The organism is Alteripontixanthobacter maritimus (genome assembly GCF_003340475.1).
Classification (GTDB): Bacteria; Pseudomonadota; Alphaproteobacteria; order Sphingomonadales; family Sphingomonadaceae; genus Alteripontixanthobacter; species Alteripontixanthobacter maritimus.
Genome location: NZ_QBKA01000002.1, coordinates 1,159,256 through 1,172,151, shown reverse-complemented (window position 1 = coordinate 1,172,151; position 12,896 = coordinate 1,159,256). Strand labels below are relative to the sequence as shown.

Genomic DNA, 12,896 nt, shown 5'->3' with positions numbered 1-12,896 from the left:
AACTATATGACAGATTTGGCAATGAAGATCAAGCGGGCGGTGCGGTAACGTTCTTCAGGCCTTCGCCATCAGGCCTAAAGAAACTTCGAACTGTCATAAAACGCTTGCGGCACGGGATTAACTATGATTCTAACGGCCTATGACTTCGCGATTGCGCAACCTTGAAGTGATTATGGAGCAGATGCGGCAAGGCCTGGCTCTTGGCGCGTTGTTGCTGCTTGGCGGTCTGGCGGTCGCCGGGCCGAGCGGAGTGCTGGCTTGGAACGAAAGCGCCAGCCTGCTGAATGACCGGCGCGATCAGGTTGCGGTCTTGCAAAAGGAAACACAGGATTTGCGCAACCGTGTCGCCTTGCTCGATCCCGATAATGCGGACCCCGACATGGTTGGCGAATTGCTGCGGCAGAATTTGAATGTTGCCCATCCGGATGAGCTGGTCATAACCTTGGACCCGCCTGCCGAGTAAACCGTGTTTGCTTCGCCAAGGACCTTGGCGCGCAGGCTCTGTGACATGCATTGCTATTCAGGCAATTCTCGGCGTTGCACCCGCAGCGACGCTGCGGCATAGCGGAGCCAATGGGCGGCTCGATATCCGGGCCCGGTTGAATGGGGTCCACTTTGGCCAGAGCTGCAAGCAAGAAACAAGCTGCGAAAAAACCAACCGGGGACGATGCATCGGCGCAGCGCGATTTCGCATTGCATAGCCTGCAGGACCGCCTGGAGGAAAAGCGCCAGTTTGCAGCCAGCGACGATCAACTGCTCGAATTTTATGAGCAGATGCTGCTGATCCGCAGGTTCGAAGAACGCGCGGGCCAGCTTTACGGGCTCGGGCTGATCGGAGGATTCTGTCACCTTTACATCGGGCAGGAAGCGGTCGCGATCGGGTTGCAAAGCGCGTTGGACAACGACAAGGACAGCGTCATCACCGGCTATCGCGACCATGGTCACATGCTCGCTTACGGGATCGATCCGAAAGTCATCATGGCCGAACTGACCGGGCGTCAGGCGGGGATTTCCAAGGGTAAGGGCGGGTCGATGCACATGTTTTCGACCGAACATAAATTCTACGGCGGCCATGGTATCGTGGGCGCGCAAGTGGCGCTGGGCGGTGGGCTGGCGCTGGCGCATCAGTATCGCGACGATGGCGGCATCTGCCTCGCCTATTTTGGCGATGGCGCGGCGAACCAGGGGCAGGTCTACGAAACTTTCAACATGGCGTCGCTGTGGAAGCTGCCCATCGTATTCGTAATTGAAAACAATCAGTACGCAATGGGCACGGCGGTCAGCCGGTCCAGCGCGGAAACCGATTTTTACCGGCGCGGTACTGCCTTCCGCATTCCCGGCATGGACGTGAACGGGATGGACGTACTGGAAGTCCGCAACGCCGCCGAAATCGCCTTCGAGCATGTGCGCGGTGGCAATGGGCCGGTGCTGATGGAACTCAACACCTATCGCTATCGCGGTCACTCGATGTCCGACCCGGCGAAGTATCGCACACGCGAAGAGGTGCAGGACAAGCGCGACAATCAGGACCCGATCGAGGCGGCGAAGAAGGCGCTGCTTGAACGCGGTAAGACCGAGGACGATCTGAAGGCCATCGACAAGGCTATCCGCGCCCGCGTTTCCGAAGCGGCGGACTTTGCCGAAAGCAGCCCCGAACCGGAGCCTGCCGAACTCTACACCGATGTACTGGTGGAGGAGTATTGAGCATGGCAATCGAACTGAAAATGCCCGCTTTGTCCCCCACCATGGAAGAAGGCACGCTGGCCAAATGGCTGGTGAAGGAAGGCGACGAAATCTCCTCCGGCGATATTCTTGCGGAAATCGAAACCGACAAGGCGACGATGGAATTCGAAGCGGTGGACGAGGGCACGCTGGGCAAGATCATGATTGCCGAAGGAACGGAGAACGTCGCCGTTGGCACGGTGATCGCCATGCTGGCGGGTGAGGGCGAAGATGTCTCTGACGCGGCTCCCGCTCCTGCACCCGATGCTACCCCGGGTGACGTTCAGGGTGAAGGCAAGGATATTGGCCGCGAAGAGAGCGAGGCGGAACTGACCAAGCCGGTCTCCGCGAAAGCCGACGTGAAAGACCCCGCCATTCCCGCTGGTACGAACATGGCCACCGTCAGCGTGCGTGAGGCGCTGCGAGACGCGATGGCCGAGGAAATGCGCCGCGACGACCGCGTATTCGTTATGGGTGAGGAAGTCGCCCAGTATCAAGGCGCGTATAAGGTTACGCAGGGACTGCTCGACGAGTTTGGCCCGAAGCGAGTGATCGATACGCCCATTACCGAATACGGTTTTGCCGGTATCGGTACGGGTGCGGCAATGGGTGGTCTGCGTCCGATCGTGGAGTTCATGACCTTCAACTTCGCGATGCAGGCGATCGATCACGTCGTAAATTCCGCCGCCAAGACAAACTACATGTCCGGCGGTCAGATGCGATGTCCGGTGGTATTTCGTGGGCCCAACGGGGCAGCCAGCCGCGTGGGCGCGCAACACAGTCAGAATTTCGGGCCATGGTACGCCAGCGTACCGGGGCTGATCGTTATTGCACCGTATGATTCCAGCGATGCGAAGGGCCTCTTGAAAGCCGCAATCCGCTGCGAGGACCCGGTGGTCTTCCTAGAAAACGAATTGGTCTACGGACGCACTTTCGAACTGCCGGAACTGGATGAGCACGTCCTGCCTATCGGCAAGGCGCGCACGATGCGCGAGGGCAGCGACGTCACCATCGTATCCTATTCCATAGGTGTCGGCTTGTCGCTCGAAGCGGCGGACCAGCTTGCAGACGAGGGGATCGACGCCGAAGTCATCGACCTTCGCACTTTACGCCCGCTGGACACGCAGGCTGTTCTCGACAGTCTCGCCAGGACAAACCGCCTGATTATCGCGGAAGAAGGTTGGCCGACGTGCTCGATTGCGTCGGAAATTATTGCGCTATGTATGGAAGACGGGTTCGACGATCTGGATGCGCCGGTTTTGCGCGTCTGTAACGAAGACGTGCCTTTGCCCTACGCCGCTAATCTGGAGAAACTAGCCTTGCTCGACACGGCCAAGATCGTCGCGGCGGCGAAAAAGGTTTGTTACCAGAATTGAGCTATCGAGCAGTGCCACTCGCCATCACCGACAATGTAGCCTTATAGGTTTGCTGGCTTAGTGAGTCATTTGGGTGTCGTAATCGCAGCCCACCTATATCGCCGTTCCAATCCGTTTAGGCATTTTTAAGTTTCCCCGGATATTCCCCAGTTCGAACTCGGGGAAATCCATCAGTAATGCGCGATACGAAGGATCCAACAGGCAGGACAGCTGACGGTGCTTATACCGATCGCGGTGTCTTGCGCGCATTGCGGGATAACGGCGGTAACGTGCTGCCAATGGCGGCGATGGGTATGCTAGTCCTTGCTGGCATGGTCGGCGGCGGCGTTGATGCCTCGCGTGCTTATATGGTCAAATCCCGGCTGCAAGCGGCCTGCGATGCCGGCGTACTGGCCGGACGCAAATCCGTGACGAATGACGGGTTTGATACCGCGGCCGAAACCAATGCGGAAACTTATTTCGAAACCAATTTCGAAGCGAGTGAAGTCGACATCAGGAATGTAAGCTTCTCGGCAACGTCGGACGATGGCGGGAGCACGATCGTGGGAACCGCCACCACCGAAGTCGAGGCATATGTCATGCCGCTATTCGGGTTCGACACCGTGCCGCTCAGCACTACGTGTTCGGCAACCATGCAGGTCGGCAACAACGATGTGACATTGGTGCTCGATACCACTGGTTCGATGGCTTGCCTGTCCAGCCATACGGCTTCGCAGTGCCAGAGTTACATCAATTCGAGCGGGTATAGCGAAACTGCGCATGGCGGAAAATCGCGCCTGCAGGAACTGCGCGAAGCCTTGTCGAGCTTCTACACCGTGACGACCACGGCAGCGGCGGGCGGGCAGGGGCGTGTCCGGTTCGGCTTCGTGCCCTATTCCTCATCGGTAAACGTGGGCAACCTGCTGGTTAATATCGATGCGAACTATGTTGCCGACAGTCATGGCTACCAGTCGCGCGAATACGATCCGGCTGGTGGAAGTGTCCTGTATTCCTCCAACGACAACGGTCAGGCCTATTATTACAGTAGTCAGGCCTATGGCTCCCGGTCGAGCTGTGAAAACGCCATGCCCGATAATACGGCTTGGAGGGACGTCGGCTCGGATGTCGACTACCGAACTGGCGGCCGGGACGTAACCCGGCAGCAGCAGCGTCGCACGGAATTCTTCTGCTTTTATAACGGTGACGACTACTACATTGCGAACCGGTATCAGTACCGTTACGAATATCTCGTCGATCATTACAAATATGTTCGGCGAACCTTCAACACCGATCTTTTCAAGAACGGTGCGACTGTTGGCCAGAATGTGGGCAATCAAGGTTCGAACGTGAATGCAAAGTGGTCCGGCTGCATCGAAGAAGCCGAAAGCACCGACTCCGCAACCTTCTCGTTCTCGACCATCACGGGCTTCTCCCCCGGTGGTGCCAACGACCTCGATATAGATCTGATCCCCAGCGGACCAAGCACCCAATGGAAACCGGTCTGGCCGGAAGTATCCTATTATCGCGACGCTGGAACGACCGAATCGCGGTACGGTAACAAGACTGGCGATCCTTTTTGTCCCAATGAAGCTGCGGAATTGCAGGAATGGGAAGAAGGCGACTTCAGCAGTCCCAACTCATTCTTCAATGGCTATATCGGCGACCTTTCTCCTGCGGGGAGCACATATCACGATATCGGCATGATCTGGGGCGGCCGGATGGCGTCGCCGGATGGCGTGTTCAACGGTTCCGTAATGGAAGGTGCTGCCAATCCTGGCACAACATCACGGCACATCGTGTTCATGACCGATGGTTTCATGAGTACGTCTTCGAATTCCTATTCCGCCTATGGTATCGAACGGAACGACGAGCGCGTTGGTGGCGCTGACGACCCAGCGCGCGACGCCCGGCACGACTCCCGCTTTCTGGCGGTTTGCGAAGCGGTGAAGTCAAAAGGCATCCGGGTCTGGGTCATTGCGTTTTCGACCGCCCTGACGGATAGCCTGAAGAAATGTTCGTCGCCCAACAGCGCATTCCCGGCATCGGACGCGTCACAATTGAACGACGCGTTCCAGCAGATCGGGCAAACCATCGGTGAATTGCGGGTGGTTCAGTAATGCACCGCGCTGCATCCTCTTTTATTGCCCGGCGGCTGCGCAGGATCCGGACGGACGAGCACGGTGTGACGGTGGTCGAGTTCGGCATTCTCGCGCCGGTATTCTTCCTCATGTTGCTGGGTCTCATCGACCTTGCGCAAATGGGGTACGCAAAATCGATTATGAACGGCGCCGCAAATGACGCTGCACGGATATCTTCGCTGGAAATTGCCAACACGGATGCAGCTGATGCGGTCGTGGAGGAAATGGTTCGCTACATCATTCCCGATGCCAAAGTCGTGACCACGCGTCGCAGCTATTTCGATTTCAACGATATAGCCCGTCCGGAAAGTTGGAACGATGCGAGCAACAGCAACGGCATATGCGATAATGGCGAATCCTACACCGACGAAAACCGCAACGGCCAATGGGATGAAGATGTCGGAGCGAACGGCAATGGCGGAGCGAACGACATCGTGTTGGTAACTGTCAAAGCAACATACGACCCGCTGTTCGCATTTCCGGTTTTCGGGCTGAACAACAATGCGAGAACCATTGAGGCCACCTCGGTTCGGCAGAACCAACCATTCGCAGATCAGGTAGGGCTCGGATCGGATGGCGGGACATGCGCATGATGCTCAACCAATCTAAAAACTGCGCGCGTCGCAGGTTCCGTACTCTCGGTTCCGACACCGCAGGTGCGGCCATGGTGGAGTTTGCCTTCACCGCACCAATCCTGCTCGTCATGGGACTGTTCGGTATCGAGTTGGCGCAGGCATCCCTGATGCAGACGCAGCTTAGCCAAACTGCGATTTCGCTAGCAGATAACGCATCGCGCGTGGGTCAGAACGACAATAGCGGCGTTGCGCCTACCATTTCCGAAGCGCAGGTCGATGCATTGCTTGCCAGCGCCGTGCGGCAGGCGGGGAATATGGATATTGCCGAGCGCGGCCGAATTATTATTTCCAGTGTAGAATATGATGCCTCGACGGGCCGGCAATTCATTCGCTGGCAGCGATGCACCGGCGGTCTCGAACGGGAATCGAAATACGGTGATGACGGTGCCAAGAATGGCCTGACCGGAGCGCCGATTGCTGGTGTCGGAAGCTCTACCAACAAGGCAAAAGCGCAGGCCGGTACCGGGGTCATGTTCGTCGAAGTTATTTACGATTACGATAGCCTGTTCGACGGGGCTATCGGAATCGATAAAATGGAATACCGTCAAGAGGCAGCGTTCCAGGTCCGCGACGATCGCGATTACAGTGCCGGGCTGACCGGAGGCACCACAGCATCTCCCTGTGATTAAGGGCCAGCTATCGGGCTAAGCTGTGTATATCGCTTGGCTGCAGTGCTAGAGCGTGGCTAGCTTTCATTGCAGGCTTGAGAACGTGTCACCCACCGAAAATACCGCGCCGCCGGAACAGGCGCTTGCGCTAAATTACGCGCGCCCCGAACTGCGTAAACCGCTCGATTTGTTCTTCCGGTTCGATGACCGGTTGGCGCGGGTCGTCCTGCTGGCGACCGAACCCTTGCCAGCTCAACTGCGCCTGGCGTGGTGGCGGGAGCAATTTGCGAAACCGGTTGCGGATCGCCCGCACGGCGAGCCGATGCTGGAAGAGATGGGGCGGGACTGGCCGGGCTGTGAACGGTATTGCCTGGCGCTGGTCGATGGGTGGGAGCTATTATTACAGGAATTCCCGCTGGAGAAAGGCGCGCTGGACGAGTTTGCTGCAGGCCGTGCAGCGCCCTTCGCATCTATGCAAACCGATCCGGCATATTCCACAGCCACCGAACTATGCGGGAAGATCTGGGCGCTGGCGGATCTTGCTGCGAAACTGTCCGATGGTGACCTTAAACGCGAAGTGGTCGGGGAAGGTCGCGTTTTACTGGGCAACATGCCTACGCTGCCTCGTGATATGCGCTTTCTTACCGTGCTTGCCGGGCTGGGGCGGCGCGCACTCGTCAAGGGTGGCGCGCCTTTATTGGCCGACCGGGCCAGCGTGGCTGTCGCCCTGCGGCTTGGATTGCTCGGCAGGTAGGCTATGTTTCGAAATTAAGCATAAGGGACGGGTAATGCGGAACGCTGTATTAGGGGCATTTGCCATGTTGATCATGGTTAGCGTCGGCCTGTTCTGGTGGCAGGGCCGCGCGCAGGTCGAGGAAGGGGCACCGCCGCCAATGGCCGAAAGCGAAACACCCGCTGTCGATCCGTTGGAATTACCGGCGGCTGAGGCGGTGGACCAGCTCGGGCCCGCGCCGCCAGAAGCAACCGAATTGTCGCGCGAACAGCGCCGTTTCTTCCGCTATGATCGCAACCGCGACCTTACAATCTCTCGTAACGAAATGCTGTCGAGCCGCACTGCCGCTTTCCGCAAGCTCGATGCGGATGGTAACAATTTGCTGACGTTCGAAGAATGGGCCGTGGCCACAGTCAAACGTTTCGACGGTGCGGATTCCGATAGCAACCGGGCGCTGACCCAAGCCGAATTTGCAACCACTGCACCCAAGAAACGCCCGAAGAAACCCTGCCGTTGCTAAATGCTGGCGGGAAACTGGATCATGCAGCCTCAGACACTTTGCCATGCTGCACCAGCCAGTTTTGCAGATCGGCCTTGGCGCGGTCGGTATAGGCTTCTTTGCGAATTTTCTTCTTCACGTCGTGCATCGGTGGAAATAGCCCGAAATTCACATTCATGGGCTGGAAGCTTGCCGCCTCCGCATCGCCGGTAATGTGCGACAGCAGCGCGCCCATAGCCGTCGTGTCGGGGAGGGGAGAAAAGTCCTGCCCAGCCAGTTCGCTTGCGGCCATGACTGCCGCCATCAGGCCGACGGCGCTGCTTTCAACGTAGCCTTCACACCCGGTGATCTGCCCGGCAAAACGAATGTGTTCCGCACCGCGCAACCGCAACTGACGGTCCAGTACGAGGGGTGAATTGAGGAACGTGTTGCGGTGCAGTCCGCCGAGGCGAGCAAATTCCGCGTTCTTTAGACCCGGTATCGTGCGAAACAGTTCGACCTGTGCACCATGCTTCATCTTGGTCTGGAAGCCGACCATGTTCCACAGTGTGCCCAGCTTGTTGTCCTGCCGCAACTGCACCACCGCGAACGGCCAGCGGCCTTGCGGAAACTCCTCGCAGGCGGTGCGCGGATCGTCCAGCCCGACAGGTTTCATCGGCCCGAAGCGCAGCGTCTCCACTCCGCGGCTCGCCATGACTTCGATCGGCATACAGCCATCGAAGTAAGGCGTGTCCTTTTCCCACTGCTTGAATTCGGTCACTTCTGCGGTGACCAGCCCTTCGTGAAAGGCGTAATACTGCTCCTTCGTCATGGGACAGTTGATGTAATCGCCTTCTTCGTTGGAAGCGGCGGTGCGTTTGTTCCAACGGCTTTGTATCCAGCAAATATCCATGTCGATACTGTCGCGATACACGATGGGCGCGATGGCATCGAAGAATGCCAGGCTGTCCTGTCCGGTCGCCGCGCCGATGCTATCCGCCAAAGTCCGGGCGGTCAGCGGGCCTGTCGCCACGATGGTGGAGCCGGATACGGGCAGGGTATCGATCCGCTCGCGCACGATGGTGACGTTTGGATGCGCGTCCAACATCCGTTGCACTTCGGCGGAAAACATGTCGCGATCCACCGCCATGGCCGATCCGGCGGGAACGCGCGCAATTTCGCCTGCACGCATTACGATGCTGTCGAAAGCACGCATTTCGTGATGCAGCAGGCCAACGGCGTTCTTGCTATCGTCGTCCGAACGGAAGGAATTGGAGCATACCAGTTCGGCCAGCCCCTCCGAATTATGAGCCGCTGTCATGTCGCCGCCGCCGCGCATTTCGGACAGGCGCACGCGAAAACCGCGCTGGGCCAGTTGCCAGGCCGCTTCGCTGCCGGCCAAACCGCCGCCGATTATATGAATGTCGTGGGTGCTGTGGGTCATCGGGTCAGCATCTAGAAGCGATGGGTGCGCTTGCCAAGTTTGCAGCGGGGGACACGCGGCGTCAGCTACGCACCTTGCCAAACAGGCGCGCTCCGGTAACACGGCCCGATGCCCAAGCGCGCCCTTATGAACAAACGACCATACCTGCTGGGAAGTCTGGCGCTCGCCGTGCTGGCCTGGCTGGCGCCGCCGCAAATCCTGCCCGGCCTGTTCGGCTTGCTTGTGCAGCTCGGCTCGATCGTGCTGTTGGGGATTTACGCATGGCATTGGAGCGATGCGCAACCTGCTAGATTGGTAGCCGCGGCAGCCATGCTGTCTGCTGCGTCCATGCTCTTCTGGACGATATCTGGGCAGATCGCGCAGCTTCTGTTTCTGGCGGCATTGTTCTGCACGCTGGGTCTGTTTTTGCAGGAGCGGCGAACGTCCTTGTCAGAGCTGGACAAAGGTGTGGCCACGGTACTCACCATTGGGCCAGCCGTTTTGGCGATGCTGTTCGGCGGACTGGAGCCAGCGATTGCGGCGCTGCTGATAGGCGGCGTGAGCGCTGCTGCGTGGGCCGGCAACTTCCCGCGCTGGCGTGTGGTACCCGGCGCGCTGATGCTAGTAATAGCCTATCTGTTGCCGTTTATCCTACCGGTCACAATCGAAACAGCGCGCACCTATGCCTTGCTGCATTGGCCGCTCGTTTATGTCGGACATTTCATGATCGCTACCGGCGTGGTGCAGCGATATATCCGAGATCGTCCGCGCGCGGCTTGAGCCCCGCTAGTGTCAAGCCAACGCGTAGTTTGCCCAACTTCTGATTGTCACGAAGCGTCCGGCTCTCCCGCCAAATTGTCGTCCCGGTCGGCGGTGGTGTGCGGCACGGTTTCTTCCGTCTCGCGGCCGACGATTTCCTCGACGATCGCCTCTTCCGCTTCGTTTTCCGGCTCTTCCTGTTCATCGATGCGTACGGCTGAAACCACCTTTTCGCCCTTCGATACCTTGAACAGTCCGAGTCCGGCAGACCCACGGCTGCGAATGAACAAGCCACCTTCCTCGTCGACATCTTCCGCGCCTTCGCGCAGCGCGATGGGGATACGGATGAGTTTGGCCTGATCGGTCACAAGCATCAGCTCGTCACCGGTACTGACGGAGAAGCTGGCGACAATCGCCCCGTTACGTTCCACATGGCGCGCATCGAGGCTGGTATTGGCGATCCCCTGACCGCCACGCTTCGCCTGCCGGTAATCGTAGGAGCTGGAAATCTTGCCATAGCCATTGGCGGACACTGTGATGATAAACTGTTCGCGCTCGGCCAGTTCCTCCATCCGTTCCGGAGGCAGGTCAGACACCGCCTCGTTCGCTTTCCATTGGGCGGCGCGCAGATACTGTTCGCGTTCCTCCACCGACACATCAACATCGTCGAGCGTCGCGACGGAGATGACCTCGTCATCCTTGGCAAGGCTCATGCCGCGTACGCCAATACCGGTGCGGCTCTTGGTTTCGCGCGCGTCGGTGGCCGAGAAACGGATGGCCTTACCCGCCTTGGTTGCGAGGAAGACATCTTGCCCTTCGGATATCAGCTTCACGCCGATCAGCTTATCGCCGCTACCTTCGACGAAGCCCATGGCGTATTTCCCGGCGGTGGGCACGTTGGTGAAAGCTGCCATCGAGTTACGCCGGATCATGCCCTGCGAGGTGGCGAACACGATATGCAGCGCATCCCAGTCGGCTTCGTCTTCCGGTAGCGGCAGGACGTTGGTTATCGTCTCGTCTTTGTCGAGCGGCAGGATGTTGATCATCGGGCGCCCTTTGGTTTGCGGGCCGCCTTCGGGCAGTTTCCAGACCTTGTGACGATAGACGCGGCCGGTGTTCGAAAAGAACAGCACGGGATTGTGCGTGCTGGTAACGAACAGTTCGACGATGGCATCCTCTTCCTTCGTCGCCATGCCGGCGCGGCCCTTGCCGCCACGGTTCTGGGCGCGGAAAGTGGAAAGCGGCGTGCGCTTGATATAGCCGCTATGCGTTACCGTCACGACCATCTCGTCGCGTTCGATCAGGTCCTCATCGTCCAACCCGTCCCAGGCAGGCGCAATTTCGCTGAGGCGCGGCGTCGCGTAATTATCGCGAATTTCCTGCAGTTCTTCGCGCATAACGCCATAGAGTTTGACCCGGTCGCTAAGGATTGCGAGATATTCCTCGATAGCGACCGAGAGTTCTTTCAACTCGTCACCAATTTCATCCCGGCCAAGCGCCGTCAGACGGTGGAGACGCAGCTCCAGGATCGCCTTAACCTGCCGGTCGGACAGGCTGTAGGTACCGCCTTCCTGATCGGCGCTGGGTTCGATAGCCTCAACCAGCCGGATATACTGGGCGATATCGCCAATCGGCCATTTGCGCGCGACAAGGCTCGCCCGGGCCGCTGCCGGATTTGGCGCGCCGCGGATGATTTTCACAACCTCGTCCAGATTGGAAACCGCGACCACCAACCCGAGCAAAATGTGCGCCCGGTCCCGCGCCTTGTTCAATTCGAACTTGGTACGGCGCGTAATGACTTCCTCGCGAAAACCGATGAACGCCTGAATGACATCGCGCAGGGTGAACACTTCCGGGCGCCCGCCGCGGATGGCAAGCATATTGGCCGGGAAGCTGGCTTGCGCCGGGCTGTAACGCCAGATCTGGTTCAGCACGACTTCGGGCGAGGCATCGCGTTTCAAGTCGACGACGACACGCATACCTTCGCGACTGGATTCGTCTCGAATGTCGGAAATGCCTTCGATCCGTTTTTCTTTGGCGGCATCGGCAATTTTTTCGACCAGGTTGTTCTTGCCGACCTGAAACGGGATCGAGGTGAGCACGATGCTTTCGCGGTCACCCTTGCGCTGCTCGACCTCGTGCCGGGCGCGCATCAGGATCGAGCCGCGGCCGGTGGTATATGCGGACCGCGCACCGGACTGTCCGAGGATCAATGGCGAAGTCGGGAAATCCGGCCCCGGAATAATCTCGAACAGCTCTTCTGAACTGATCGCGGGATCGTCCATATAGGCGAAGCAGCCATCGATTACCTCACCCAGATTGTGCGGCGGAATGTTGGTGGCCATGCCGACGGCAATACCGCCCGCGCCGTTTACCAGCAGGTTGGGGAAGCGCGCAGGCAGAACCGTGGGTTCGCGCCGCGAGCCATCGTAATTATCCGCGAAATCGACCGTGTCCTTGTCGAGATCGTCGAGCAGTGAATTGGCGACTTTCGCCAGTTTCGCCTCGGTATACCGCATCGAAGCGGGCGGATCTGGGTCCATCGAACCGAAATTACCCTGACCATCGACCAACGGCACGCGCAGCGACCAGTCCTGCGTCATGCGGGCGAGCGCATCGTAGATCGCGCTGTCGCCATGGGGGTGGTAGTTACCCATCACGTCACCGACGATCTTGGCGGATTTCCGATAGGGTCGACCGGCGACGAAACCGCCTTCCTGACTTGCGAACAGGATGCGCCGGTGGACCGGTTTCAGACCATCGCGAATGTCAGGTAGCGCCCGGCTGACAATCACGCTCATCGCGTAATCGAGATAGCTTGTCTTCATTTCCTCCACGATGTCGATCCGGCCAAAATCGCCGGAGGGGGAGGGGGGAGTCATGGTTTCTGTCTGATCGGTCAAATTGGGCCTGTGGGGCTACTGGCGGGCGCATGGCCCAAGGTGCAATAGCTGTAGGGCAAAAGCACCGTACCGGCCAGCAATTTGGCCGGTGCAACCCGCATAACAGCGCGCTTTTCCACACATTACCCGAATCCGTTGCAAA

11 protein-coding genes are annotated in these 12,896 nt (G+C 58.8%); 9 read left to right on the top strand and 2 right to left on the bottom strand.

Going from position 1 to position 12,896, the window contains the following annotated elements; translation table 11 throughout:
* The first annotated feature begins 151 nt into the window (after window positions 1-151).
* The 8 genes from HME9302_RS05880 (at window position 152) to HME9302_RS05845 (ending at window position 7,711) form a co-directional block, all read left to right on the top strand.
* Window positions 152-463: an FtsB family cell division protein gene (locus HME9302_RS05880; RefSeq protein ID WP_326833152.1), complete on the top strand. Its 312-nt coding sequence runs from the start codon at window positions 152-154 to the stop codon at window positions 461-463.
* Between the two features lie 152 nt (window positions 464-615).
* A complete protein-coding gene (pdhA, locus tag HME9302_RS05875) occupies window positions 616-1,704 on the top strand; it encodes a pyruvate dehydrogenase (acetyl-transferring) E1 component subunit alpha (RefSeq protein WP_407641316.1) in 1,089 nt (362 codons plus the stop codon).
* 2 nt (window positions 1,705-1,706) lie between these two features.
* The gene (locus tag HME9302_RS05870; protein ID WP_115366245.1) at window positions 1,707-3,098 is read left to right on the top strand and encodes a pyruvate dehydrogenase complex E1 component subunit beta; all 1,392 of its coding nucleotides are present in this window, start codon (window positions 1,707-1,709) and stop codon (window positions 3,096-3,098) included.
* A 176-nt stretch (window positions 3,099-3,274) separates the two neighbouring features.
* Window positions 3,275-5,194 (top strand): TadE/TadG family type IV pilus assembly protein, encoded by a 1,920-nt coding sequence (locus HME9302_RS05865; RefSeq protein WP_115366244.1) that lies wholly within the window; start codon window positions 3,275-3,277, stop codon window positions 5,192-5,194.
* On the top strand, window positions 5,194-5,808 hold the full coding sequence (locus HME9302_RS05860) for a TadE/TadG family type IV pilus assembly protein (RefSeq protein WP_115366243.1): 615 nt from the start codon (window positions 5,194-5,196) through the stop codon (window positions 5,806-5,808). The genes HME9302_RS05865 and HME9302_RS05860 overlap by 1 nt, the downstream gene beginning before the upstream one ends.
* The gene (locus HME9302_RS05855) at window positions 5,805-6,479 is read left to right on the top strand and encodes a TadE/TadG family type IV pilus assembly protein (protein ID WP_181815699.1); all 675 of its coding nucleotides are present in this window, start codon (window positions 5,805-5,807) and stop codon (window positions 6,477-6,479) included. Before HME9302_RS05860 ends, HME9302_RS05855 begins: the two co-directional genes overlap by 4 nt.
* Window positions 6,480-6,561: 82 nt before the next feature.
* Window positions 6,562-7,212 (top strand): hypothetical protein, encoded by a 651-nt coding sequence (locus tag HME9302_RS05850; protein ID WP_115366241.1) that lies wholly within the window; start codon window positions 6,562-6,564, stop codon window positions 7,210-7,212.
* A 34-nt stretch (window positions 7,213-7,246) separates the two neighbouring features.
* The gene (locus HME9302_RS05845; RefSeq protein ID WP_115366240.1) at window positions 7,247-7,711 is read left to right on the top strand and encodes an EF-hand domain-containing protein; all 465 of its coding nucleotides are present in this window, start codon (window positions 7,247-7,249) and stop codon (window positions 7,709-7,711) included.
* A gap of 19 nt (window positions 7,712-7,730) precedes the next feature.
* Here HME9302_RS05845 and trmFO read toward each other — a convergent pair whose 3' ends face one another.
* Window positions 7,731-9,113 carry a methylenetetrahydrofolate--tRNA-(uracil(54)-C(5))-methyltransferase (FADH(2)-oxidizing) TrmFO gene (gene trmFO / locus HME9302_RS05840; protein ID WP_115366239.1) on the bottom strand — a complete coding sequence of 461 codons (1,383 nt, stop codon included), beginning with the start codon at window positions 9,111-9,113 and terminating at the stop codon, window positions 7,731-7,733.
* A gap of 126 nt (window positions 9,114-9,239) precedes the next feature.
* Here trmFO and HME9302_RS05835 point away from each other — a divergent pair, with 126 nt between their 5' ends.
* Entirely contained in the window at window positions 9,240-9,872 is a 633-nt protein-coding gene (locus HME9302_RS05835; protein WP_147270773.1) for a hypothetical protein, read from the top strand.
* A gap of 47 nt (window positions 9,873-9,919) precedes the next feature.
* On the opposite strand, the gene gyrA is transcribed toward HME9302_RS05835, so the two are convergent.
* The gene (gene gyrA / locus HME9302_RS05830) at window positions 9,920-12,754 is read right to left on the bottom strand and encodes a DNA gyrase subunit A (RefSeq protein WP_407641315.1); all 2,835 of its coding nucleotides are present in this window, start codon (window positions 12,752-12,754) and stop codon (window positions 9,920-9,922) included.
* Window positions 12,755-12,896: the final 142 nt, after the last annotated feature.

Coding starts and splice junctions, on each gene's coding strand:
- trmFO (WP_115366239.1), bottom strand. CDS start 9,113: ATGACCCACAGCACCCACGACATTCATATAATCGGCGGCGGTTTGGCC.
- HME9302_RS05870 (WP_115366245.1), top strand. CDS start 1,707: ATGGCAATCGAACTGAAAATGCCCGCTTTGTCCCCCACCATGGAAGAA.
- HME9302_RS05855 (WP_181815699.1), top strand. CDS start 5,805: ATGATGCTCAACCAATCTAAAAACTGCGCGCGTCGCAGGTTCCGTACT.
- HME9302_RS05835 (WP_147270773.1), top strand. CDS start 9,240: ATGAACAAACGACCATACCTGCTGGGAAGTCTGGCGCTCGCCGTGCTG.
- HME9302_RS05865 (WP_115366244.1), top strand. CDS start 3,275: ATGCGCGATACGAAGGATCCAACAGGCAGGACAGCTGACGGTGCTTAT.
- HME9302_RS05845 (WP_115366240.1), top strand. CDS start 7,247: ATGCGGAACGCTGTATTAGGGGCATTTGCCATGTTGATCATGGTTAGC.
- HME9302_RS05860 (WP_115366243.1), top strand. CDS start 5,194: ATGCACCGCGCTGCATCCTCTTTTATTGCCCGGCGGCTGCGCAGGATC.